Origin of the sequence: Runella sp. CRIBMP (assembly GCF_009905605.1) — a bacterium.
Classification (GTDB): Bacteria; Bacteroidota; Bacteroidia; order Cytophagales; family Spirosomataceae; genus Runella.
Map to the genome: position 1 here is coordinate 80188 of NZ_JAAAKZ010000002.1, position 25794 is coordinate 105981.

At 42.6% G+C, this 25794-nt stretch carries 21 protein-coding genes; 4 read left to right on the plus strand and 17 right to left on the minus strand.

Annotated features, from left to right (window positions below; translation table 11 throughout):
• Nucleotides 1-14: 14 nt before the first annotated feature.
• The 5 genes from GVN20_RS05405 to eno form a co-directional block, all read right to left on the minus strand.
• A complete protein-coding gene (locus GVN20_RS05405) occupies nt 15-578 on the minus strand; it encodes a hypothetical protein (RefSeq protein ID WP_166557363.1) in 564 nt (187 codons plus the stop codon).
• 67 nt (nt 579-645) lie between these two features.
• Nucleotides 646-2184, minus strand: coding sequence for a 2,3-bisphosphoglycerate-independent phosphoglycerate mutase (gene gpmI / locus GVN20_RS05410; RefSeq protein ID WP_166557364.1), 1539 nt, complete (start codon nt 2182-2184; stop codon nt 646-648).
• A gap of 17 nt (nt 2185-2201) precedes the next feature.
• Nucleotides 2202-2693, minus strand: a complete 492-nt coding sequence (locus tag GVN20_RS05415; RefSeq protein ID WP_166557365.1) for a low molecular weight protein-tyrosine-phosphatase — start codon at nt 2691-2693, stop codon at nt 2202-2204.
• 94 nt (nt 2694-2787) lie between these two features.
• Nucleotides 2788-3102 carry a septum formation initiator family protein gene (locus tag GVN20_RS05420; RefSeq protein ID WP_166557366.1) on the minus strand — a complete coding sequence of 105 codons (315 nt, stop codon included), beginning with the start codon at nt 3100-3102 and terminating at the stop codon, nt 2788-2790.
• 67 nt (nt 3103-3169) lie between these two features.
• Nucleotides 3170-4447 carry a phosphopyruvate hydratase gene (eno, locus tag GVN20_RS05425; protein ID WP_114065697.1) on the minus strand — a complete coding sequence of 426 codons (1278 nt, stop codon included), beginning with the start codon at nt 4445-4447 and terminating at the stop codon, nt 3170-3172.
• 507 nt (nt 4448-4954) lie between these two features.
• Between eno and GVN20_RS05430 the strand changes: the two genes are divergently transcribed.
• Nucleotides 4955-5608, plus strand: a complete 654-nt coding sequence (locus GVN20_RS05430) for a hypothetical protein (protein WP_166557367.1) — start codon at nt 4955-4957, stop codon at nt 5606-5608.
• Here the strand turns inward: GVN20_RS05430 and GVN20_RS05435 are convergent.
• The 6 genes from GVN20_RS05435 to GVN20_RS05460 all read right to left on the minus strand — a co-directional run bounded on the left by GVN20_RS05435 (nt 5598) and on the right by GVN20_RS05460 (nt 11766).
• Complete coding sequence (locus GVN20_RS05435; RefSeq protein WP_166557368.1) at nt 5598-6755, minus strand: pyridoxal phosphate-dependent aminotransferase; 1158 nt, start codon at nt 6753-6755, stop codon at nt 5598-5600. The genes GVN20_RS05430 and GVN20_RS05435 overlap by 11 nt on opposite strands.
• 58 nt (nt 6756-6813) lie before the next feature.
• The gene (locus tag GVN20_RS05440; RefSeq protein WP_166557369.1) at nt 6814-7971 is read right to left on the minus strand and encodes a site-2 protease family protein; all 1158 of its coding nucleotides are present in this window, start codon (nt 7969-7971) and stop codon (nt 6814-6816) included.
• Nucleotides 7972-8004: 33 nt separating this feature from the next.
• Nucleotides 8005-8625, minus strand: coding sequence for an HAD family phosphatase (locus GVN20_RS05445; RefSeq protein WP_166557370.1), 621 nt, complete (start codon nt 8623-8625; stop codon nt 8005-8007).
• A 13-nt stretch (nt 8626-8638) separates the two neighbouring features.
• Nucleotides 8639-9592, minus strand: coding sequence for an acetyl-CoA carboxylase carboxyltransferase subunit alpha (locus GVN20_RS05450; RefSeq protein WP_166557371.1), 954 nt, complete (start codon nt 9590-9592; stop codon nt 8639-8641).
• 8 nt (nt 9593-9600) lie between these two features.
• The gene (locus GVN20_RS05455) at nt 9601-11043 is read right to left on the minus strand and encodes an MBL fold metallo-hydrolase RNA specificity domain-containing protein (protein WP_166557372.1); all 1443 of its coding nucleotides are present in this window, start codon (nt 11041-11043) and stop codon (nt 9601-9603) included.
• Nucleotides 11044-11289: 246 nt separating this feature from the next.
• Nucleotides 11290-11766: an Lrp/AsnC ligand binding domain-containing protein gene (locus tag GVN20_RS05460; protein ID WP_114070137.1), complete on the minus strand. Its 477-nt coding sequence runs from the start codon at nt 11764-11766 to the stop codon at nt 11290-11292.
• 634 nt (nt 11767-12400) lie between these two features.
• On the opposite strand from GVN20_RS05460, the gene GVN20_RS05465 reads away from it, so the two are divergent.
• Complete coding sequence (locus tag GVN20_RS05465; protein WP_166557373.1) at nt 12401-13633, plus strand: DUF819 domain-containing protein; 1233 nt, start codon at nt 12401-12403, stop codon at nt 13631-13633.
• A gap of 1178 nt (nt 13634-14811) precedes the next feature.
• A complete protein-coding gene (locus tag GVN20_RS05470) occupies nt 14812-15861 on the plus strand; it encodes a response regulator (RefSeq protein ID WP_166557374.1) in 1050 nt (349 codons plus the stop codon).
• Between the two features lie 11 nt (nt 15862-15872).
• On the opposite strand, the gene GVN20_RS05475 is transcribed toward GVN20_RS05470, so the two are convergent.
• The gene (locus GVN20_RS05475; RefSeq protein ID WP_166557375.1) at nt 15873-18641 is read right to left on the minus strand and encodes a 3-coathanger stack domain-containing protein; all 2769 of its coding nucleotides are present in this window, start codon (nt 18639-18641) and stop codon (nt 15873-15875) included.
• 240 nt (nt 18642-18881) lie between these two features.
• Here GVN20_RS05475 and GVN20_RS05480 point away from each other — a divergent pair, with 240 nt between their 5' ends.
• Nucleotides 18882-20459: an AAA family ATPase gene (locus GVN20_RS05480; RefSeq protein ID WP_166557376.1), complete on the plus strand. Its 1578-nt coding sequence runs from the start codon at nt 18882-18884 to the stop codon at nt 20457-20459.
• Nucleotides 20460-20490: 31 nt separating this feature from the next.
• On the opposite strand, the gene GVN20_RS05485 is transcribed toward GVN20_RS05480, so the two are convergent.
• From GVN20_RS05485 to GVN20_RS05505, 5 genes are all read right to left on the minus strand, one after another.
• Entirely contained in the window at nt 20491-20862 is a 372-nt protein-coding gene (locus GVN20_RS05485; RefSeq protein WP_166557377.1) for a hypothetical protein, read from the minus strand.
• 19 nt (nt 20863-20881) lie between these two features.
• Nucleotides 20882-22279: an alginate export family protein gene (locus GVN20_RS05490; protein WP_166557378.1), complete on the minus strand. Its 1398-nt coding sequence runs from the start codon at nt 22277-22279 to the stop codon at nt 20882-20884.
• Between the two features lie 254 nt (nt 22280-22533).
• Complete coding sequence (locus GVN20_RS05495) at nt 22534-23478, minus strand: hypothetical protein (protein WP_206023207.1); 945 nt, start codon at nt 23476-23478, stop codon at nt 22534-22536.
• Between the two features lie 976 nt (nt 23479-24454).
• Nucleotides 24455-25198, minus strand: a complete 744-nt coding sequence (locus GVN20_RS05500) for a M48 family metallopeptidase (RefSeq protein WP_166557380.1) — start codon at nt 25196-25198, stop codon at nt 24455-24457.
• A gap of 61 nt (nt 25199-25259) precedes the next feature.
• The gene (locus GVN20_RS05505) at nt 25260-25559 is read right to left on the minus strand and encodes a hypothetical protein (RefSeq protein WP_166557381.1); all 300 of its coding nucleotides are present in this window, start codon (nt 25557-25559) and stop codon (nt 25260-25262) included.
• Between the last annotated feature and the right edge of the window lie 235 nt (nt 25560-25794).

Below are 25794 nucleotides of genomic sequence, written 5' to 3' on the forward strand. Positions count from 1 at the left end.
GACTTTCGAGTTTTCTAGTTTATCGTTCCTTTTACCAAAAAAGTCTTTTTATCGGTGATGGTTAAATGCTGAAATCCGTTGATTTCGTAAGTCTTGATGAGCCAAACACCTTCGGGCCGCATCGTACAGGTTAATTGGAGCTTCTTTTCGGAATCGTATAACCTATTTTCTTCCTGTAATAAAGCCTCAACCAGTTTGGGCTGCTTAGAAACTTCGTCTAAAACAATTTTTAATGATTTTACGGGAAGTTTCTCGCCACTTTTTAAGGTATAGAGGAAAGTAGACGAGCTAGGTTGGGAAATGGTATAGCTGAGTTGGTAGGCCTGTTTATTAAGGTCAGCTTGGGTAAACAATTCTAATTCTTGCCGCCAGTCAATTTCATTGGTTTGCTTATTTTCGTTTTTGTCACCCAAAGCCATTTCTTTGTTTACCAAAGGCTTACGTTTGTTCAATTCGGTGATTTGGTTTTCAATAAACCCTTTGAGGTTAAAGTAATTCTGAACCGACGCCGTATCTGTTGGATTGGTGCAGCTGGTGATTAATAATAAGCTGAAAATGAATAATAGGAGGTGCTTCATACAAAAAATGCTTCTTGGAATTAACCCAAGAAGCACGTAAAAAGTTCTAATGAAAATCCAGACGGAATTATAACAAGCTCACACCCGTCATTTCGGCGGGCTGAGGAATTTCCATCAACGCCAAAATAGTCGGGGCAATATCTGCCAGTTTGCCATCTTTGGGTTGGCCTTTGTATTCATTCCCGACAAAAACGCAAGGAACCAAATTGGTACTGTGGGCGGTATTAGGGGTGCCGTCGTCATTGCGCATATAATCGGAGTTTCCGTGGTCGGCAATAATGATTGATGTATATCCGTGGGCCATTCCCGCCGTGGCAACGGCCTCGGTACATTGATCAACGGTTTCGCAGGCATTTACCACTGCTTCAAAAACGCCCGTATGGCCCACCATGTCTGGATTGGCAAAGTTGAGGCAAATAAAATCGGCCGTTTCGGCTTCGATTTCGGGAATAATGGCGTCACGGATGTCAAACGCGGCCATTTCGGGTTTTAAATCGTAGGTTTTTACATCTTTTGGCGACGGGCATAAAAGCCTTTTTTCACCATCAAAAGGCAATTCTCGGCCTCCTGAAAAGAAAAATGTAACGTGCGGGTATTTTTCAGTTTCGGCAATGCGAATCTGCGTTTTTCCCGCTTTTGACACCACTTCTCCGAGGGTATTTTCTAAATTGTCTTTGTCATAAATGACCTTTACCCCCACAAATGCGTCGTCGTAATTGGTTAATGTCAGGTAATACAGATTCAACTTTTGGGTGCCTTGTTCTGGAAAATCCTGCTGGGTCAACATTTCCGTAATTTCACGTCCGCGGTCGGTACGGAAGTTGAAACATAGCACCACATCGCCTTCGTCGATGGTTGCTACGGGAGAGCCATCTTCTTTTACGACCACGATGGGCTCGATAAATTCGTCGGTGACACCCGCATCGTAGGCTTCCTGTACGGAAGTCAAAACATGGTCGGCGGTACATTGTGCAGTACCGACTCCTTTAACCATTGCGTTGTAGGCCTTTGCCACACGTTCCCAGCGTTTATCGCGATCCATGGCGTAAAAACGACCCGTTACGCTGGCGATTTGCCCCGTTGTTTTGGCCAAATGCTGTTCTAAATCAGTCAAAAATCCGAGGCCGCTTTTGGGGTCACAATCACGTCCATCGGTAAAGGCATGAACATAGACATCGCTCAGTCCGAAATTTTGCGCGGTGGTACACAGGCCTTTCAGGTGGTTGATATGCGAGTGAACCCCACCATCAGAGACCAGACCGATAAAATGCACTTTTTTGCCGCTGTTTTTGGCATACGTAAACGCTTCCACCAACGTGGGCTCTTGGGCCAAGGTGCCCGTTTCTACGGCCAAATTGATTTTTACTAAATCTTGATATACCACGCGACCCGCGCCGAGGTTGGTGTGTCCTACTTCCGAGTTTCCCATTTGCCCATCGGGCAAACCTACTGCTAAGCCACTGGCTTCCAGCTTACTATGAGGATATTGTTCGAGAATACGGTCGTAAAAAGGCGTATTTGCTGCGATGACAGCTGAGCGGTTTTCTTCACCGTTTTTAGCGATGCCCCAACCGTCCATGATGATTAAAATTACTTTTTGACTCATTGTCGTGGGTTATAATTTTAGGCTAATTTATGTTCTTTGATCAAGTACTCCAAAAATTGCTCTCCGCAACGCGTTACGATTTGATAGACATTTTCAAATGCGGCAATGTCTTCGTAATAAGGGTCCGGAACGCCGCTTTCGTCGGCCTGATGGTCAAAATTGCGGTAAGTAAAAATGCGGCCTTCTTCGAGATAAAAACCCGTAGAACGATAGCTTTGGGTTTGTATATGTTCGAGGTTGGATTCATCCATGGCCACGATGTAGTCAAAATTGGCAAAATCATCGCTGGATAACTTACGGGCAGTATGCGTGAGCTGAATTCCGTAGTCGGCAGCTACACGTCGGGCGCGGCGGTCGGGGAGGGCCCCGATGTGGTAGCCGTGGGTGCCTGCCGAATCGCAATTGATTTTTTCGGTAAGGCCCTGTTGAGCCACTAGTGCTTTGAATACACCTTCGGCAAGCGGAGAACGGCAAATGTTGCCGAGGCAAACGAATAAAACATTAATCATAAGAGGTAGGAGTCAGTACAGAGTAGTGAGTATAGAGTAGTGAAAAATGTAAATGCTACTTGCTGTTTCCTACGGTTTTCTCACTCCTTATTTGTTACTTCTCAAAAGGTTCCCCTTTTTCATCCACAAGCACAAACACATCTTCGCTGTCTTTTTTCATGAAGTACTTTTCCCGGGCATATTTTTCCATGAGTTTATCATTGCCCAGCGTAGTGGCTTGTTCTTTTTTCAATAACTCAATTTGCTCTACATAATACTCTTTTTGGTCTTCCAACTTCTGTAATTTCCACCAATTTTTGATTTGTTCGGGAATACTGTTCATTTCAAAAAAAAGTAACCAAACCAACAGTCCTACGGCGCTGGCGAGGTAAAAGTTTTTGAGAAACCGGAAGCGGGACAAAAAATTCATGTTTTGCAAAGGGGAAAAGAAAGAAAGGGTGAATCCTTGCGGAATTCACCCTTTGCGATGTTGAAAATTAAAATTTCAATCCCGGGAAATAAGCCGTTTCGCCCAATTCTTCTTCGATACGAAGCAATTGGTTGTATTTGGCCATCCGGTCAGAACGTGACGCAGAACCCGTTTTGATTTGTCCGGTGTTGAGTGCAACGGCCAAGTCAGCAATGGTGCTGTCTTCAGTTTCGCCCGAACGATGCGACATGATATTTTTGTAGCTATTGCGTTTGGCCAGGTTGACGGTGTCGATGGTTTCGGTCAAAGAACCGATTTGGTTAACTTTTACCAAGACCGCATTGGCCACACCTTGCTCAATACCCATTTGCAAACGTTTTACGTTGGTTACAAACAAGTCATCACCTACCAGTTGGCATCTTTTGCCGATGGCGTCGGTATGTAACTTCCAACCTGCCCAATCGTCTTCGGCCATACCGTCTTCGATTGAAATGATGGGGTATTTGTTGACCCAATCCGTCCAGAAATCAGCCATTTGGGCAGAAGTTAACTCTTCTTTGCTTGATTTTTTGAACACGTAGCGTCCTTTTTCTTCGTTCCAAAGTTCAGAAACGGCAGCATCCATGGCGATAAACATATCCTCGCCGGGCTTGTAACCCGCTTTTTCGATGGCAATCAAAATGGTTTCGAGGGCCTCTACGTTGGATTGGATATTGGGGGCAAAACCACCTTCATCTCCCACGTTGGTTGAATATCCTTTTGATTTCAATACGCCTTTGAGCGCGTGGAATACTTCGGTTCCCATACGCAATGCCTGCGAAAAGCTTTCAGCTTTGGCGGGCATAACCATAAATTCCTGAAAATCAATAGCATTGTCAGCGTGAGCACCACCGTTCATGATGTTCATCATTGGTACAGGAAGTGTATTTGCATTTACACCGCCAATGTAACGGAAAAGCGACATGCCTGCTTCTTGGGCCGCTGCCTTGGCTACTGCCAAAGAAACCCCCAAAATGGCATTTGCACCTAATTTGCCTTTGTTGGTAGTACCGTCAAGCTCAATCATGATTTTGTCAATCAGATTCTGCTCATATATGGAAAGACCCAAAAGTTCGGGATAGATGAGTTCATTGACGTTTTGAACCGCTTTCAAAACTCCTTTTCCCAGGTATACACTTTTATCATCGTCACGGAGTTCGACAGCCTCGTGTACGCCTGTAGAAGCACCTGAAGGAACCGCCGCGCGGCCTAAGAAACCATTTTCGGTGCGAACATCCACTTCAACAGTGGGATTACCGCGAGAATCAAGGATTTGCCGAGCATGTACCGATTGAATTGTACTCATTTGCAGGTAGGTTTTGTTAAAAAATTATTGGTTTGAAAAATTAAACACAAAGTAAATAAAAAATAAAAGGCATTGAAAGAAATTAGTTGTTTGAAAGTCCCTTTTTGAACGATTGATTTCGACGCAGAGTCGCGAAAAAAAGCGCATAAAGTCGAGTCCAAAATTCAAAAAGTTGATATTGACTTTACTGTTAAAGCAAAGCATGTGTCCCTTTCGATAGTTATTGTACAAATTAAATCAATAATTATGGCAGAGCGAAGGAATAAACATTATTTATCGACAACAATTTTTGGAAAGAATGCGTATTTAAAAAATACAATTGAATTATTTGGTGAATGTGTTATTTAAAACAAATAATATATTGAAAATTGCTTATATACCTATTTTTTGTATTGATTTTGTTTATATATTTGGTATAAAGTATGGCTATTTTTTGCTTTTGTAAAGGCTAAACAATAGCTATTCTTGAAATAGTTTTATTTTATACTCCACATTATTATTAGTAACATGAAAAAATTTCTACTAAGCCTAGGCTTGGGGTGGATGGTATTGTCTACACATGCCCAATTGAAAGAACCTTGGTACAAAGGACAGGTCGTATTGACCACTGGAGAGCACTTGGAAGGAGAGATTATATTTGCGGCTGACGTCGAGGTGGTATCCTTAAAAATGCCCAACGGTACCCTAAAGGCGTTTAATGCTTCGCAGGTTGAATCGTTTGTTTTTTGGGACAATCGTCAAAATTTTAATCGACGTTTCAAAACGAGTGTATTGCCTGATAGTAAACGCGAGGAGATTGTCGAGGTGGTTTTTGATGGACCGCTTGAAGTGCTAAGGTGCATTAAATACAGCAAAAACAATCGCGGTCGACAATTTTATAACTTTTTTCCTGAAGAAAGAGTGGACCACAATGCCTATCGTTACTATGTCCACAACGGGCTTTATCAGTCTACGATGGAGGAGTTTCTCAGGAAATCATTTCATCAGAAAACAATCCTTTGGCGTAACCAACTTGAAGTATTTAGAGCCCGCAACGGATTAGACAACAGTACCGAAAGCTGGCTACGCCTATTTGAGTTCTTCAACGCGTTGGAAGAAGAACGGATATTACGGCAATTACCGTTTGAAAAAGGGGAACAAACGGAGTTAGTTATGCTTTAAGGCGCTGAACAGCCTGCCAGATTCGTTCGGCCGACATGCACAGCGACAAGCGTATATAGCGTTGACCTTTAGGACCGAAAATAAAGCCTGGTGCAATAAAAATGTATTTTTGGTATAACAAGTCATCGACTAACTGTTCGGCCGAGGCGATGGTTTCGGGTAGTTTTGCCCACAAAAACATACCTTCTTGGCTTTCGTCATAGGTACAATTCAGGGCATCTAAAAAGGCTTTTGCGGCATCTAGTCGACTGCGGTAGAGCTCGTTTTGAGCTTGATGCCATTGGTCGGTATTTTGGAGGGCAGCGGCAGCGGCTTGTTGAATTCCCAAAAACATACCCGAATCCACGTTGCTTTTGATGGTTAATATCGCATCAATGTAAGCTTTTGCGCCCGATAGCCAGCCCACGCGCCAGCCCGCCATGTTGTGCGATTTGGACATGGAATTGAGCTCAATGGCCACTTCTTTAGCGCCTTCAATGGAAAGAAGGCTAATGGGAGGTTTCTGATTGAGAATCAGACTGTACGGGTTGTCGTGACAGAGCAGTATTTTGTGTTGGTGCGCAAACCTTACGGCATTTTCAAACAATTCGTGGGTGGCCGGGGCACCCGTTGGCATGTGCGGGTAGTTGAGCCAAAGCAGTTTGGTTTGTGGGCCAACCTGCGAATGCATGATTTCCCAATCGGGCTGCCAGCCTTGGTCTTCGAGCAGTGGGTATTCGATGACTTTGGCCCCCACCATTTGACTCACGGCGCGGTAGGCAGGATAGCCAAGTTCGGGGACCAAGACCTCATCGCCTGCGTCTAAAAACGTCATGCTGATGTGAGTGATGCCTTCTTTGGAGCCAATCAAAGGCAAAATCTCGGTTTCGGGGTCTAATGTAACCCCGTAGATTCTTTGGTACCACTGGGCAATTCCTTGGCGCAAGGCTGGAATTCCTTTATAAGATTGATACCCGTGACTGCCTGCCTGTAAAGCCGAACGATGAAGGGCCTCGATGGTGGCTTCAGAAGGCGATTGGTCGGGGTTACCGATACCCATATTAATAACATCATGCCCCGCCGAGATGAGCTTACGGACTTCGGCGAGTTTGACTGAAAAATAATATTCTTGCGCTTGGGTAGCGCGTTGGGCGAGCGAAATAATCATTGATGTGACGTTGGACGATAGACCATAAGCTTATGGAAGCTTTGTGCTAAGCCCCAATTTACATGATAACAAACGGCTTTGGACTGAAACAAAGCACAAAGATAAGTAAAGTCAGCCAACCTAAAATTTGACGAGTACGATTTAACGGTAGAATATCTTCGGTGGGAGGGTGATGAACGCCTAAAATACGCCCCAATAAAAACCCAAAAACCAAAAATCCAGAATATCCTTCCCAAGTGGGAAAGAGCATTGAAGTGCCAAATTGAATGGCGACCGACAACAACGCCAACATCCAGCTAGTAAGCGGGTTTTCGTCGGTAATGCGACTGAAACAGATTTGTAGAAAGAGAATGTACAGGCCCAATGAACCGATTTTTTGCCAAAAAGCGCCGTCATCGGCAATGGCAAATTCGTCGGGGCGGTACGAACCTAAACCCGCATACGTGATAAAAACAAAGAAAAGGATTGGCGCAACAATTTTGAAATTCTTGCCGCCAATGAGTCCGTACAACACGTGCCCGCCGTCTAATTGACCAATTGGGATGAGGTTGAGTGAAGTAAAAAACAGCGCCAAATATCCCGCCAGAATCAGCGGATAGTGCATGATTTCTTGCGGTGGAGGCAAACGAGTAGGGTCAGCGACGTAGTTTTTAAAGAAGGAAAACAATAGGTTGTCACCCAATAAGATGTTGCCCGTCATGTTTTGATTGGCATACACCACGCGGGCAAAACCCATTCCAAATTTTTGGTATTCGGGGTGGATTTTGAAAATATAATCCAGCGTTGGGAGGGTGGCAAATCCATACCATAAAACCCCCACCGCAACCACGAAACCTGCCAACGGGCCCGCAATGCCGATGTCAAAGTATTTTACCCGGGAGCGAATAAACTCTTTTATACGAATAAATGCGCCCAAAGTTCCGATGGTTTGCCCAAAACCAAGCCAGAGCGGGATATAATAGGGCAGGGTGACGCGTACATGATGGCGTTTTGCAGCAAAATAATGCCCGAATTCGTGCACGGTCAAAATACCAAGAAAAGGAATAGAGAATCGAAATCCTTGCCAAAATTCAGACCACCCAAGCGGATTTTCAATTTTGAAAAAAGGTAAATCAAACGGCCGCCCAAACATCCATTCCGCGCCCGACAACGAGGTCGTTGCCAGTGTAACAATGAAAAGGGAAATTTGCAGGAACAGAGTGCGTTGATTTTTCATAATGCTTTATTAAAAAGGGAAAGGGGCAACGCATTAATAATCACGCAGATATTCCACGATGGAGGTGGGTTTTTGAACGTGGATGGTTTGAATGCCGCATTCGGCCGCGGCGCGAATGTTGTCGAGGTTGTCGTCCAGAAAAAGGGTTTCGTTGGCTTCGATACCCGCGTTGCTTAAAACCTGTCGGTAGATGTCATGATGGGGTTTCATGATGCCCATTTCGTAAGAGAGAAACAGTTTTTCGAACAAATGGCTCAAATGTTCTATTTCGGCCGTACGATGCAAAATAGCGTTTACCTCATCAATATGAATCGCGCTTGTGTTGCTCAATAGAAACAATCGGTAGCCCTTTTGAGCAAGTTCCTGAATCTTTTGAATACGTTCAATGGGGATATCAAGCAACAGGGAGTTCCAAGCCGTATCAATTTCGGCGTCAGTCCATTCGGGGGTTTGAAACAAATCCCTTACAAAACTGCGAAAGGCGAGAGGGGTTAAATTGCCCGTTTCGAATTTCTTAAAAACGTCGTTTTGTTGGATAAGTGAGTGGACGTTATCCAACGATTGATTGCTTAACGCCGCAAATGAACTTGCAGCCCTTGGCACATCAATGTTAATGATAACGTCCCCTAAATCGAAAATAATATTCTTGATCATAAAGCGTACTTGCTTACTCACTGAAAACGCCCATGGCGCAAAACTTGTCAATGCGTTGGTTGATGCGTTCTTCGGGTGTTAATTGCTGGAGTTCTTTAATATGCCCTAAAATAGTTTTTTTGAGCGTTTCGGCCATCGTTTTATGGTCCAAATGGGCACCGCCAAGCGGCTCTTCCACAATACCATCGACCAGACGGGCCATTTGCATGTCCTTGGCTGTTATTTTCATGGCTTCGGCGGCTTGTTCTTTAAAATTCCAGCTACGCCAAAGAATGGTAGAGCAGTTTTCGGGCGAAATGACCGAGTACCACGTGTTTTCGAGCATCAATACCCGGTCACCGATGGCAATGCCCAGCGCACCACCCGATGCACCTTCGCCAATGACGACGCATACCACGGGCACTTTGAGCATAAACATTTCTTTGAGGTTACGCGCAATGGCTTCACCCTGTCCGCGCTCCTCAGCTTCGAGTCCTGGAAAAGCACCTGGGGTATCAATCAACGTTACAATAGGCTTATTGAATTTTTGGGCCAACAACATGAGCCGTAGGGCTTTGCGGTATCCTTCTGGATTCGCCATTCCGAAGTTACGCTGTTGCCGTTGCTTGGTATTACGTCCTTTTTGTTGACCAATCACCATCACCGTTTGACCATCCATGTTACAGAATCCACCCACCATTGCAGGATCATCGCGGACGGTACGGTCGCCATGAAGTTCAATAAATTCCTCACACATCAGCTCAATATAATCGAGCGTATACGGTCGGTCGGGGTGGCGCGAAAGTTGCACCCGTTGCCACCGAGTAAGGTTGTGGGCGGTATCTTGCCGCAGTTGTATGATGCTGTCTTCGAGTCGGGCTACCGCTTCCGAGACATCTACTTGTGTTGTTTCGGCCAATTTTTTGAGCTCTATAAGCTTTGATTCAAGGTCAGCCACCGGTTTTTCAAAATCTAAATAAGTTGGCATAGAGTTGCTTACAATTCAAATGTTTGTCCCTTTTGGGGAATCTCAATGTTTTTGTAACCGACTGATTCTAGGGTTTCCTTAAACGCCTCCATACTTGGCGTTTCTCCGTGAACAAGGAATACTCTTTTTAAGTGGTCGGGCGATTGCTTTTGGACAAATTCGACCAAGTCGTCGCGGTCTCCGTGACCGCTAAATACGTCAATTTTTTCGATATTGGCCAATACTTGTTCGTCTTTCCCACGGATTCGTAGCGTGGTTTGACCATTCATCAGGCGCCAACCAAGGGTTCCTTCGGCGCAATATCCAATCAGCAAAATAGTGCAGTAAGGATTGCTAATGTTCTGAGCTACATGGTATTCCACCCGTCCGCCCTGTATCATTCCCGAAGATGAAATGATAATACAAGGCTCGGCATGATTAGAAATACTACGGCTTACTTCCGTTTTTTCGACGTAAATTAAATTTTCAAAATCAAACAGCGATTCGTTCTCTTCCTGAAACTCGCGGGCCTCCCGATTGAGCATCCGGATGTTTCGTTGATACACCCTCGAACTCTCAAAAGCTAGGGGGCTATCGGCAAAAACTTTGATGGGAGGGAGGTTATGTTCGTTGTAAAGTTTGTTGAGCGTGTAGAGCAACGCCTGCGTTCTACCAACACTAAAGGAGGGTATAATAAGCCGCCCGGGAATATCCACGCACGTACGCTTTATGACATCGGCCAATGCGGCTTCGGGACTGAGGTGGTTTTCATGCACGCGATTTCCGTAAGTGGACTCGCACACGAGGTAGTCTACGGGTGGAAGAACGCCCGGGTCAATTAACAAAGGATAGCCTTTTCGACCAATATCTCCTGAGAAACCGATGGTTTTCTTTTGGCCATTTTCCCACACTTCAATCAAGATATGAGCCGCACCCAATAAATGCCCTGCTGGAACAAACGTAACAAAACACTGATCGGCGACTTTGAACCGGCGATTAAACGCCAGTGGTACGAAGTTTTCGAGCGCGTCTTTTACTTGTTTTTCCAAGTATAAATCTTTGGGCAATTCTTTTTTCTTACGCCCTTTTCGGTATTTTTTTTGGTTGTCTGCACTGTTGATTTCGTTTAGCCGCTTTTGATTAAGCATTGCGGCATCTTTCAGCAGTATGGCCGTTAACCCATAGGTAGGGTCGGTACAAAGCACTTGACCTTCGTATCCGTCGCGGTACAGGTTAGGGATATTTCCTGAATGGTCAATGTGGGCGTGGGTGAGCAATACAAGATTGATGACTGAGGCATCAAACGGGAACAAGGCATTGGGAAATGGGCTGGCTTCTTTGGTGTTACGCTTACGATCACCGCTCTCAAAATCGGAACCACAATCAATCAAAATCCGATAATCATCATCTAATTCGAGGAGGTACATGCTGCCCGTCACTTGTTGGGCAGCCCCCCAAAACGTTAATTTCATATATGTCAGATGCCCCGATCCCAAGGGGAGTTTTGTTTCATTCTTCAACATAATGGGACAGGCCTATTGCATGAGGCATTGAAGAATGGATTACGCAAATGTATCAAAAACTACGTAATTTTGGTATTTTACCAATAGAACCGCCTCGGATTTCTTACAGCACCAACAATTAACCATCTGAGACGGAGAAGTGTTCAGAAGACTAAAGAAAAGGAAGAGAATATGTACTAACTGGGCTATTTGATTTTATACATCCAACGGAATGGAGCGCGCAATGCGCTCTTCGAGAGAGATAAACGTTTCGGTGCGTTGAATACCACTGACTTTTTGAATCTTATCGTGTAATACCTGCCGAAGGTGCTGGGTATCTCGACAAACAATCTTGGCAAAGATACTGTAAATGCCTGTTGTATAGTGTATATTGACTACTTCTGGGATTTTTTCGAGCTGCACAGCCACGTCTTCGTACATCGAGCTTTTATCAAGGTAAATTCCTAAAAATGCGCTGATGTCCCAGCCTAACTTTGTTTGGTCTACCAAAAGTTGTGCTCCTTTGACAATGCCTAGTTGCTCCAATTTTTTCATGCGCACGTGCACGGTGCCTCCAGATACGTGTACGCGCTTGCCTATTTCGGTGTATGGAAGATGGGCGTCGTCGAGTAAAATTGCAAGAATTTTAAGGTCGGTTCCGTCAATTTTATCAATTTCTAAATTTTTGTCCATGATGAAGTGATAAATTTTGATTTCTTTCAACAAAAATGCCGTTTTGTTGAAAGAAATCAAAATTTTTAAAAATATTTATGTAAAATTTGCAAAAAATAAGAAACTCTACTAATTTTGCATTGTCAATTTACTGAAAAGCAGCGCTTAGTTAGTAAATTCAAAAAGTAAAGTTCTTTTATACTGTAGGATGATGAAACTTGGCAGCCATGCCCTCCTGTCTCGGGGGTGGTGACAACAGGACAAACACGATATAATGCCGGCACTCTAGTCGACTGGGGTAGACCACCAAACTTTGTATCGCGGCTAACTGCACCGTGGGCGGTTCGAATCCCCCTCCTACAGCAAGCAAACTCAGGCAGTGCCAACTGACTGAATCGTATTGAAGGATAGCTTGTTGGATTATATCTATTTCCACTTGTTATCCTTTTAAAATATAAAGTGACGTGTCGTTTTGACACAATCTCTAAAAATAAAACTATTTGGTTTTTAGTTTGTTGATGAAGTGTAATTGCGACACGCAGGCTCAACTTTGAGGCCTGTGTGTTTTTTTTGTGCCCAACAAAGACCGCTGAGATTGGGACGACTGCAAAAGTTTGCTTTGCTTTGCATTTCATTTTCCTAACCTCTTATTCTCATGATCCATTCCGACGCGGCAGTGCTTGGTCTTCTTTTTGTAGTTTTGGCACTTATTTTTCACACCGCTTCGCTCAAACATCCCTTCTGGCAAAAATTTTATGGAATTGTACCGCCCTTATTGCTCTGTTATTTTGTGCCAGGGCTTTTAAATACCTTTGGGGTAATATCAGGGGAAGAATCAAAACTTTATCCTGTGGTTTCACAGTACTTGTTACCCGCTTGTTTGGTTTATTTTACGCTCGGAATGGATTTTAAGGCCGTCATGAAACTTGGCCCGAAGGCATTGATGGTGTTTCTGGCGGGAACATTGGGAGTTATGGTGGGTGGGCCTGTGGCGGTTGGGCTGGTGAAAATCATAAACCCAGAGATAGTGGGAGGTGAAGGCGCCAATGCGGTTTGGCGCGGATTGGCCACCATTGCTGGAAGTTGGATTGGGGGAGGGGCCAATCAAACGGCGTTGAAAGAAGTGTTTCAGCCCAGCGACCGTTTGTTCTCGCAGGTCATTGCGGTAGATGTCATTACGGCCGAAATCTGGATGGCGGTATTGATTTACGGAGTTGGTTTTTCGGCACGCATCGACCAGGCCTTTAAGGCGGATGTTTCGGCCATTGATGAATTGAGACACCGGCTAGATAGTGAACAGAAAGCCTCTCAGCGGATTTTTAGCCTGCGCGATATCGTCTTGATTGCGGCAGTCGGATTCGGTGCAACGGGTTTGTCTCACCTTTTGGCCGATTTTATTGCTCCTTTTATCAAAACTAACTATCCTTCACTTGAAAAATTGAGCCTGACTTCTACTTTCTTCTGGATAGTCTCAATTGTTACGTTAATAGGTATTCTTTTGTCATTTACGCCGCTTCGCAAACTTGAATTTGCGGGGGCTTCAAAAATAGGCTCCCTGTTTTTGTATCTTTTGGTCGCAACCATCGGAATGAAAATGGATTTGTTTGCGGTAGCCGAAAATCCTGGGCTATTTTTAGTGGGTATTATTTGGATGTCGGTTCATATAATCATCACGCTTAGCGTGGCAAAGCTGGTGAAAGCGCCTTTTTTCTTCACGGCGGTGGGTTCACAGGCTAATATTGGTGGAGCAGCTTCAGCACCTGTAGTGGCGGCGGCTTTTCATGCTTCATTGGCTCCTGTTGGGGTTTTGCTCTCAATTTTGGGCTATGCCTTAGGGACTTATTGTGGATATTTAACGGGTCTTATGATGCAATGGGTTGCGTCATAAGACCCGTGAGGGAATTACTTATGGGCTAGGAGCGTGGGCCAACATCAATTAAAAAGATAGAAACGCCGCTGGCAACTATCGCATCGGTAGTATTTTAAGGGCAAAAAGAACAAAACACTTCGTACAAAAAGAGGGCGTCTTCGTCGGTCAATGGCCACAGATTTACAATAAGGGCATTTCTGCTCTTTAGTAGGGGTTAAAATGGGCGATTCCATAATGTTGAGTTAGGTTATTGGTACTTTTATTTAAGGAACGTATATAGCTATAACGATACTTTCAATTTATCGTACTACTCAAGGCTGCTCTTTATTTATTATTCTGGAAATTTGGTGAAATAAGATATTTCTAAAATACTGTCAAGGATATTTTTGGGTGCTATAAAAACGGTTCAGGAATATATATTACAAATTTACAGTTTAATATGACATTTTGCAAGTGTATTCTTTTTTTTAATATCCTTCTCGGTAAGATATTGTTAGGGTTAAGTTTTGATGATAAGCCCTCTTATTTTGATTGTTTTAAGGTTTTTAGGTCTTGATAATGCCAAATAAATGTACCCATTTACTTTAATATTATTATTTTCATATTTTATTGACTCTATTTGAGTGTGTGTTTAAAATATGCTTTTTAGCACCTTGTTTTCAATACCTTTTGATGAAAATAGGTGGTGAATAGTTGGTTGCTTTTGATGTTGCGGGGTTAAAAAAATGAAGAACAACATCTGAAATTGGAAATCATTCGTATATATGTCATATTTCATAACGTTGAGTAATACTTCCAAACCTGCATGACTATGTCGTGCAGGTTTTTTATTAAAATGAAAAATGCCTATACGCTGCCGTTTTACTTCCTGATCATCTCATCAAAAGCATATCTTCTAAAATTAATGTATACCAATAGGTCAATATGTGAATACTTGAATGACGAGAAATAAAACAGGTTGATTAACTTGGGTTAAGTATTGTAAAGTGTTGACTATTAAAGGTAAAGGATGCTATTTTGTCCCTTTTGGGGCGTTTGTATCACTTTATTTTTAGAACACTGACTTTTGTCAGTAAAGTTGGCATGTCTGTTTTGGATATTTATTGCGATTCTAATTCGGTATATAAATTAGAGTTTCCTCAGGTAATTTATCTTAAGTACTGAATTGTGACACAATCCATGATTAACTTAACCTCATGAAAACTATTCTCTTAATTGAAGACAACCCAGGGATTCGTGAAAATACAGCTGAGATTTTGGAAATGGTTGGATATAATGTTCAAACTGCCGAAAATGGGAAGATTGGGGTAGAAAAGTCGTTGATAAATAAACCAGATTTGGTCATTTGTGATGTTATGATGCCCATTTTGGATGGTTATGGAGTGCTCCAAATTTTTAATACTAATCCTAAACTTTGCTGTGTGCCTTTTATATTTCTGACCGCCAAAACGGATCGTAATGATTTTCGAAAAGGAATGGATTTGGGGGCAGATGATTACATTACGAAGCCCTTTGAAGAAAGTGAGTTGCTTAGTGCCATCGACAGCCGGCTAAAACGAGTATCTCATCTAAAGGCCAACAATGAGGCTTCAGAGCTGACAATTTCGAATAATGTCTCAGAAAAATCTTCCAAAAAGGGGAATCTACAACGTATTTTATCTGAACGAAAAATTCATGCCGTTCAAAAAAAGCAATACGTATATTTAGAAGGTGATGATTCAGTGCGGTTGTTTTATGTCAAATCGGGCCAAGTTAAAACGATACGGGCCAATGCCGATGGAAAAGAGTTTATTACAGGCATTTACAATGCGGGTGACTTTTTGGGCTATACTGCACTTTTGGAGGGTTGTGACTACATGGACTCGGCCGTGGCGTTGGTAAATTCCGAATTAATTTATATCCCTAAAACCGAATTTCAACAATTGCTTCTGTCCGACCACGAGGTGAGTGAACTGTTTGTTAAATTATTGGCCTGCCAGCTAGAACAGCGGGAACAACAACTGTTGTTAATGGCGTATAACTCCCTACGTAGACGAGTAGCTGATACTTTACTGCGTATGCAAAACCTTGATTCTGCCAAAGCAATTCAGCTTTCGCGTGATGACTTGGCGGCCATGGTGGGTACGGCTACGGAGTCGCTGATTCGGACTTTAAGTGAATTTAAGCAAGATGGGCTGATTGAGATGTCAACCTCTGGTGGTATCCAAATTTTACATCCTGATAAACTACGTCGGGCCCATTGGTAGGTTTTGTTTTTTTATGGAAATTGAGGAACGATGATCAAATCATCAAAGAAAGCAGTGCCTTCAGAGTCAGCATTGGCGTAGCCCAGACGGCAGGCAATGGTAACAGTGCCTGTTGCCCCCGAATTGAACGAGAGCGATAGCCGAGTCCAATCATTTGTGCCTTTTAAATGGCTACTTATCGGGGGCCAGTTATTGCCCGCAATAATCAAGCTAAGGCAAGCACCTACTCCATTTGGATTGGAATTGGTGGTTACATTTTCTGTTTTTACCCAGCCGTGTACTGAATAGTTGGTATTGGGGGCCAATGTTACCGCCTGATATACGAACACATCATTGCTTACGACGGGCCCAGCAGGAGGTCCTGAATAAATCTTGATGCCATGTGAGCCGTTTCGTCCCTGACCAGATAGCCATGAAAATACTGCCTGATAGGTTTTCCAGCCACCTTTTTGCCAAGGAGGATTATTGAAGGTGACTGTCGTTTCAAAACCCGCGTTGACGACGGGGTTTAGGTAGTTTAAGTCGATGTTCACCTGAGCATTGGCACAAAAAGACGGTGCAAATTTATTGCACAATGAATAGACAAGGGAGTCGGTGCCGCTGGCGTTTTCGTTTGGCGTATAAGTGAAAGTCCCGTTGGGGTTGATCGTAACCGTGCCTTTTGTGGGTTGTGCGAGGATGTCGGGTAGTAATACTTCCGAAAAATTTGAAACGGGTATGCCATCAGGAGTAAAATCATTGGATAATACGTTCAATGTTCGGGCGAAGCCTGGTACAGCACTAAAAGAATCATTGTTGGCCAAAGGTGTATTACAACCCTTTATCAGCGCGGTAAAAACGCTACTATTGGCCCCATAAAATCCTGGCAAAAGTTCGATACTGTTGCCAGCAAAGTAAGATACAGTAGTGCTCGCGAGTATTTGCTGGGTTGAAATTAGTGTTTGGGGAGCAATTTGAGGGCCTGGAGTGGAGATATTTGATAACGTAACAGTATTGGGAGTGACTTCGACCGTGAAGGGCAGGCTTGTTTGAGCCAAACATCCATAACTGCAACTAACGCTATAAACCGTTGTGGTAGTTGGCGTAACGACTATGGAAGAAGTAGTTTCGCCATTTGACCACAACAATGTACCATAACAACCATAAACGGTGAGTTGTACGGGAGAGCTAGGACACACTTTATTTTTGCCAGTGATTTTTGGTGGATCAACGCCGCATGTATTGCCAAAATTTCCGCTGATTGGGCTTGAAACCGAGAAAGCCCCTGCGGCGTCAGTTACTCTGATTCGAGCCATGTAGGGGCCCGTTTGGGTAAGCTCATGGGAATATTCGTTGGCAGTGAGTGGAGGAGTATCGTAGGTGCCGTCGTTGTTTATATCAAATTCGGTGGTGTAAGTACCTTTCTCGAAGTCATCCGAACCTTTGCTATTAAAAACAGTACTATTGCCTTGAGACGGAGCATTGGGATACAAAATCTTTAAAAATGGTTTGGGGGCTTGGTTACTGCCCGCGTTGACGAAGATGTTGAATTTTGGACTTAATTTTCGATTACCTTGTTTATCACCCACCGAAATATAAAATTCATTATTGACGCCTGCGGTGTAGTAAGGGGTTTGTAAAGTGAGTCCAATACTAGTATAGTTGACCGACACTTCATTAATCACCTCACCATTTTTATCGTACAACAAAACATACGAGAGGGTGTCAATATCATACGCGGCCATTTGAATATTTAATTGTCCGTTGATGGGAGTGACTGTACCTGTGGTGATATAGAGCGTAGGAACTGTTGTAATGTTTTTATTTCGGTTAAAATAATGGCTCACGTTTAATTGTAGCGAAGAGCCGTATTCTAAACGGGTGTAGTTGTTGGGAAAAAGTGTCGGAAAAAAACTGCCCCTGATTCCCCTTAAACCATTGTACATCAGGCCCCCAAAAAAATTGGCATCTTGTCGTGCATCATGATTAAGGCCAAAAGCATGGCCCATTTCATGGCATAGTGCTCCCAAATAGGAAGAGGCAATTGTACTGAAGGTGTGGTCTTCAAACCAAACAAACGAACTGTCTTGCACCAAAGGATAAGGTCCTAATTCGGGAATTATATGTCCTGCGTAGGGGGTATCATCTATCAATCTTTGAGGGTCAAAAAGTGGAATGACAGTGCTTCCTAGTTGAGCAACGCCTGAGTTATTGCCGCTTCCGCCTCCACCGCCCAAGGCAAGTGTGCCATAAAAACTCCCACTAGGCCTTTGTACGTGGGTCTCTGGAATCAATATCCATACCTCCCCGTCAGCATCTACGCTAAGACCTGCATTTTTGGCTGCTGCTTTTGTTCTGTCAAATAATCCGTACCCATCGTTTTCAGCACCTCTTAAAACGCTATCTGTTTCGGGTACATTTACGAGGTGTATTTTTGGCCTTGGAGAATCTTCTTCCGGTTCGTAGATAAACGTTTTTGGTCCAAATCCATTCTGATTCATTGCATTTCGGTACCACATTTGGGCCATTTCAATGGCAAACTGAAGGTTCTTCTTATAATTCGGTTGAGGAGTTCGATTGGATGGAACAATATAAGCAATTCGCACCCTTGGAGGGTTTGAAGATGCCGTCTGAGCCGTAGATTTCGGGAGAAAGTTAGAATGGGTACCGGTGGGATAAATGTCGCTTTGACTGTTTTCGGCGGTTAAATACGGGATTTGAGCAATAAGTACAATAGGATGCGCAAGAAATAAAATTAGAACCCAAAAGTACATTTGGGTGAAAACTATCTTGGGTTTCATGCTCATTGGATTAAAGATGTCTCATTCTTATTGCTATTTTGCAATCTCAGACCAACAAATTTATACTTTTGATGGCAGGTTAAACATGATATTACTCAGGTTAATGATTGATATTCAGAGAAATGCGCTATTTTGGCTTGTAAACTTCTTATGCTAGTGGCTGCTAATCCTATAATGCTTTCAGGCGTTTAGGAAAATGTTGGTTTTTATGCCTTAATTATAACAAACCTTGCAAGCATTATGGCTTCTGTTCCTGCACTTGTTGATTTTATCAAGTTTTTGTCAGACAAAACTTCTTATGACACTCCTACGGATGAGGTCTCAATACTTCAAACCCACATTTCGGTAGTATCCCTAACGGGCCAGTTTGTGTATAAATTAAAAAAAAGTGTTTTATTCAACTTTCTGGATTTTTCCACTCTCCAAAAACGCTTATTTTATTGTCAAGAAGAAATTCGACTGAACCAACGGCTCAGTACGGATTTGTATTTAGGAATTTTGCCCATTTATTGGGATGGGCACAAACTGAGTTTTCAAGCGGAGGGTGATGTGGTTGAATATGTGATTAAAATGCGAGGGCTTTCTGACGAAAATTTATTGATAAATCGTCTAAAATCGCCTGATTTTCCCATGTCCCAAATGGATTTATTGGCCAATCGCCTGCTTACGTTTTATCAAAATACGCCTACTTCACCCGAAATTTCGGCCTTCGCAAGCATTGAATCCATTAAAACAACAATGCTGGAAATTACGTCTGATTTTAACGATGCCACCAGACAAACACTGAGTCCGTTGGCGGCTCGATGGATTCAAACGGCTTTGTTTCAGTTCATTGAAAGTAATAAAGGTATTTTGGAAGCGCGTATACAGCTGGGTAAAATCATTGAAGGGCACGGAGATTTACGCTCAGAACATGTTCATATTGAGCACAATACCGTGACAGTTTATGATTGTATTGAATTTAGTCAGCGGTTGAGGTGCCTCGACTGGCTCAATGATTTGGCCTTTCTTTTGATGGATTTGGAATATCGGCACTGCTATCCGCAGGCGGCTTATCTTCACCATAAACTGCTGGCGGTGTTGGAAAAAGACGATGTGAGTTTGTTGTTGAATTTTTACAAAATTTATAGGGCCTGTGTTCGGGGCAAGGTCGATACCATCAAATATAGAGAGTTTGAAGTGCCGTTGGAGATACGGCTAGAGAGTCAACAAAAAGCGGTTCGCTATTTCCAACTGGCTTTTCGGTACGCTGTTTTGGGTTCGATGTCGACGGTGATTGTATGTATGGGGGGCGGTGCTACGGGAAAATCAACGTTGGCCACTGCGCTCGCCAACGAGTTTGGCCTTTCGGTTTTGAGTTCGGATGTAATACGAAAACAGCGGGCAGGCATCGACCTTTACGAACGCTTGCCCGATGCTGAACGTGCACACTTATACGAAGCACAAGTGACCGAGGGTGTTTATCAAGAATTGGCAGAGAATGGTTTAGCTGAAACCGACAAATTTGGGGCTGTGATTTTGGATGCAACCTATCGTAACAAAGAATACTTGAAGCAGCTACGAGTGGTTTGTGAGCAAAAAGGGGTTCGTTTGGTAGTGATTCAAACCATGGCTACGGAGAAAACAATCAGAGAACGGCTGAAAAAACGGGAGGCCGAACCCACCATTTCTGATTTAAGAAACAGTGATTACGTCTCCACTCGTTTTGAAATTGAGTATTCAATAGCCGACTACGTTGACTTTTCAATCAAAGTTGATACCCAGTACAGCATCGAAACGTTAATTAATGACGACATTATACCCTATCTTATGGGCTGATTTTTAGGTGTTTAGTGTGTTTTAACTTCCGTTAGGATTCTTTTGTGCGGTAAATCTGAGATTGCTCTTTGCCCTTTTGGTTTTGCTCCGTTAATGTCCAAAAGTCGGTATTCTCGGTTTCATCCCACGAATAACCCGAATGACGAAGCACTTCCGCCCGTAGTCCGAAAGTATTTTGGAAGGCTTCAACAAACAAACGAACGCTCATGTTGGGGTCAACTTGGAGTTCTGTTTGATGCTCAGCAGTTGATGAAAGCGCTTGTAAAGAAACTTGGGAAGTATTTTCATCCATCAGTTGATGGGAGGGGGAGTAAATCCGTAATTTTAGAAATGGGAAATGCCGTTCCCACTGTTGATAAAGCTGATGAACGGTAGCAAGGGGATTGAGGAAGAACGGTTTCATCGAAATTTTTCCAAAGAGTTTAAAATCTAAAATTTAGGGTTGTCACGTTGTAAGTTATATTTTCGGAACCCCCGCTATCTTCGAGGTACTTACCAGCTATATAATAGGCAAATTCGTTGGAAAAAGTAACATTTTTACTCAAATCCCATTCAAATGAAGCCCCCAACTGCGTACCGATGTAACTATCCTGCGTATTTTTTCCAGCTCTGATGTTGGCCAACGACGGGGCATACAGTCCGTCATTTTTGTTTGCTCTCCAGTAAAAATTGGCTTCAGCCTTAACCCTCAACGTGGGTTTGAGATTCATTTGAAAAGAAGGATGAATGCCTTTTAAATTCATAGAAGTCATCTTGTTCAACAAACCAAAATAGGAGGGGTTGTTAAACATGGGGTTAAACGTATTTAATTGTTGATCGGAGGCATTTTTGTCGCCCGTTACGTACTCCAATTTGAGTCCTAGATTGGGTTTGTAGCGGGCTTCACTCCATATATAATGCATGTCGGATTGAAACGACCACGCACTGATGGCGGACTTGTCGATGCTGCCAAACTGGTAAATAATACCCGAGTTATGGTTAAAGTGTTTGCCGTTTTCAATGGAGGCCCTAAATGCCAGTGAATGACGTGTTTCAAGGCCAGCCGCATTTTGGAATTTGGCGTTAATCCGTTGATAACCATAATAGTACAGTTCTAAGTTTCCCAGTTTTTTGGGCAACGCAAAAGCGAAATTTACTCCCCAAAACTTAGGCGCATGACGAGAACTATTGTTGAAAGGGTCGAATTGAGGGATGACTTCTAGTGCATAAAATCCCTCAATTTTTAATTTATGGGATTTCGAAATTACTCTCGCTCCGTCAAAACTCCGGCGCATATTCAGCGCTTCGCGGAGGGAAACTATCCGACCCGTACCCCAGTTGAATTCTTGCCGCCCAGCGATTAACTTCAATTGGGTGGTTTCCAACGGCAACGTAAACTCGGCCAATGCTTGATGCAGGTCTAGTTTTTCGTATTGAGAAAAAACTTTTTGCCCGTAAAAGCCGTGGTATAATTCGCCGAAAACCCGCAAGTGTTTGCCTAATTGTAAGCCCGTATGAAGGGCAAGTCGGTGCCCGTAGATACCCTTGTCTTGCTTAGGATTGTCTGACCATGTATCGTTTTGGAAAACTTCATAACGGGTTCGTATTTGGCCGCCAATCGTAAAATTAACGCTGTGGGCAGGGTTGAGTGGTATTAGTTTTAATTGGTATAACAAGGGTTTTGTTGGCTTGTTTTTTCGCCAAAAGTCCTCATTTTCATCGCTTCGCATCAATTTGTATCCTTCAAATACGGGTTTTATTTCTTGGGCTTTTGCGATTTTAAATAGAAAAAAAATGGCGAAGTAGGGCAATAGCTTTCTTGTGATTTTAAAGCGGTTCATGGTAGAGGTTTATCAAACGTTATCGGGTCAAAGACATACGAAATACATATAAAGATATTGACAAAACCGCAATAAATCACACCCTTTGGCTGGGTAAAAATAGAAATTTCAAAACAATGTAAAGCACAAAGCCCTGAACAAAAGCCTCATTCAGGCAGAAGTAGTATTGCCGATAAGTTAGGTGTTTAAGATGACAAGTAGGTTTGGGATAGGGCTGATTAGGTAGTTGTAGGGACCATTTTTAACGGATAGATTTAAAACAGATCAACCGTTTTTATAAAAAATAACGTTGGATGTTCCCCCTCGTTTTCATCTGTTATAATTCCTTCCCATTCTTCTCCGCTAAATTCAATGGCGCAATATTGTTCATAAAATATAGCGGGATTGGAGTAATTCATCAGAGCTAAAACAATCAGCGGAAATAAAAGGGGCCTCTCTAATGAACACGCCGAGGATGCACAAGATTTTATCCCTTGATAACTTGTTTTGAATGAGCTAAAATTATCAAGAAATTTTTGCTGGGCTAAATGGTCTATTTTTAAGCGCTCTTCATGGGGTAAATGCTGTCGAAAGATTTCTAATTCTTGTTGTAATTTGGCCAATAGGGTTTGCTTGTCGACTTTTATTCCTTCAAAAACGGCATTCCAAATGCTTTCGTCAGTTGTTTTACGGAGGTGTTGATAAGCACGATTCTGAATTAACGAAGTCAAGCGATTGGTAAGTCCTGGGTAGGTATCAATCGTGTATATGCTATTTTCGTTGGTGCGAAAATATACCTTGTCTTCTTTTTCTATGGTCCTGAATTCTCCTTTTTTCAGTCCTGAATAGCGTTGGAAGGCAAGTTCAAAGTGACTGATTGGAGGAATCTCGGTTTGGTTTGGTCCTTTTTTGCCCATTGTATTAGAAATACTTTCGATGCCCTTCACGTCAATAAGGGTCTTGACATTTGTTTTTAGCATTTTAAGTACGCCCTGATTTTCGGTTTTTTTCAATTCACTGTACTTTGTTAACAGGTATTTGTTGAGGTTAGTGAGCATTACAAAGTAAGACTCAGTGTGGGGGCTTCTTTCTTTTGAAGAATGCCATTCTTCCTCAATAATCGTTTGATTCAGTGAAAAGGAAACTTTATCAGTATCGTCAATGATCTGGCAGTATAGATTTTTTTGCCTTCCTTGATTTAGGTAATAGGCTATTTTCATAAGGGGGTAACTTTAGTATACTTTTGTAAGCAATGGTTGTTGAAACAGTGGCAATTTTTGTGCCAAAAAGTGGATAAATAGTCATATAGGTGTATTTATACCTGAAAGTGAGTGAGTTACCGAGTTAATTTTAAAATTTTCAATATAGGATATGCGCTGTTAGGGGAATCTATAGGCCGTAATTCAACCGAAATGTATTGGGCATTAGTAACATTAGTAGCTTGAATTTTCTTATTGGTATATAAAATATACTTTTGGTATCTATTTTTGGTTCTTTCTTGTGAGGTAATTACTACTTGCCTATTACGCAGCATTTTTTTGGTAAAAAAACTGTCATCTATAAGGATGTTTCAATATCCTAAATGTATATACAAATGCTGGGGCATCTTTGCCTGCCCGTCTGCATAATAAAGCTCAACTTTGGGAGATTTTGCATGAATACGAAGCTGGTTATGGGAAACGAAAGACGATTTTGTAGAGAAATTACAATTCTACTTTAACGGAGTATGGTCCTTTAAGGACTATAAAAATTTTACTTTTGGCTAGATGTATTAGGCATAAAATAATGCGAGTGGTAGGGCGCTATACGTTAGAAAATCAACGAAATAGGTGTAAAAATGCAGTAGCTAAAAATTTCGTTAAAGATTTTTTTTACATTTTAGGTATAATTCACTATATTTGAATAAGTGAAATAATTTATTTTATTTTCATAACGTTGAGTATATTAAAGAAACCCGTGTGGCGATGCCATACGGGTTCTTTCATTTCTGATGAGCGTATTTTTTGCTTCGAAAACTGACGGGATTTATCTGGGAGGTATTTTAGCAATCCCGTTCTTTAATTTACAAAGGCATGGGTAATTAGCTTGAAAAATTACAATGTTAGATTGTTAATAATCATATAATTATGTGGTCTAAGGCCTGATTTTTGGTACTTAAAAATGTTGATTTGATTTCAGGTATAATCCTAATAAAGTCTAAAAATCGTTCAGCATTTTTGATTTCAATTCTTTATCAGCCCATTTCCAAGCATCATTCAAAAATGTTCGTGTTTTTTTTGCCTCTTCAACGGCTCCCATATTGATCTGTGCCTCATGAAGTCCCGCCAACGCCCAACCATTGCGCGGAAATACCACTAAATCATCATTATATACGTTTGCCGCCTCATCGTAACTTTTGGCTTTTAGAAGCGCCGCACCCAAATGATGGCGAACCGAAAAGAACCAATCTGGGGGTTCTTGATAATTCAAGGCATCTTCCATCACGACGGCTTCTCGTAACATTTTGATGGCCGAAGCAAGTTGCCCTTCCTGCACCAAAATTTCTGCTTTCAAGACTTGACGGGCTATTTTGAGGATGGCAGTCATGTGATTGATTCCACTAATGGTCAGTTTGGCGATGTCAGGGTCAGCCATTTGTTTTTCGAGTTGTTGGAGTTCTGTTTTCGCCTGTACCAGTTGGTGTTTGCTAGCCAAAGCCATTCCCCGGGCGTAGTGACGAATAGCGGTCGGATATTTGAGCCGAACGGTGTCGGACTGACACATGCGGAGTAGCTCATCCCATTTTGAAAATTTGATTGCCACATGATAAGGAACGCTATAGTAATGCTGAAGTGTAGCCCAGGCGGGATCAGCCATCAATTTTTTGTGGGTGTTTTCTGCCACCTTCCGCGCCGACTTCATGGCCCATTGGTAGTTGCCTTCGAGGGTAGCGATGGCCACCAATAAGTGATTTTGTGCGGAAAGTAATACAAGGGAAAAGCGCCTTGGGCGTGGCTTTGCATCAGGTAAAGGCTATCGACACCTTTTGAAACTCTTTTTGGTAAAGGGGAAAAAGCAACTCTAATTCCTGATGAGTGGTCGGGCTGTCCAGACGTTTAACTAAACGGAAAAGGGCCTCTTCATCCCAGATCAATAACTCGCTTAGATCAGATCCTATTTCTGAATGCAAATATCCCAAATAGGTGTCTACCGTTTTAGGCGATATCCCTAAGCTGCGAGCTATCCATCGCTTGCTCCGGCCGCTTACTAGGTAGGTAATGAGTGTATGAAGTTGTTTCATTCTGATGCGATTATTGGCCATGTTTGTAAGAGTTTTTATTCCCTACAAACTTCCCATTTTTATCGCTCTGAACTTATCCACACTTGGACTACTTTGTCATCATTCGGTGGCTCTTTTTGCATCATTTTACACTGGTAAAGAAACCTGGGCCGAGCTGTTTTTGTCGATACCAAAGACCCTGTTTCGTCTATCATGGTTAACAACACCACTTTGGAAGAATTACGAAAAATGTCCGTTCCGTTTACCGTTTTCATTG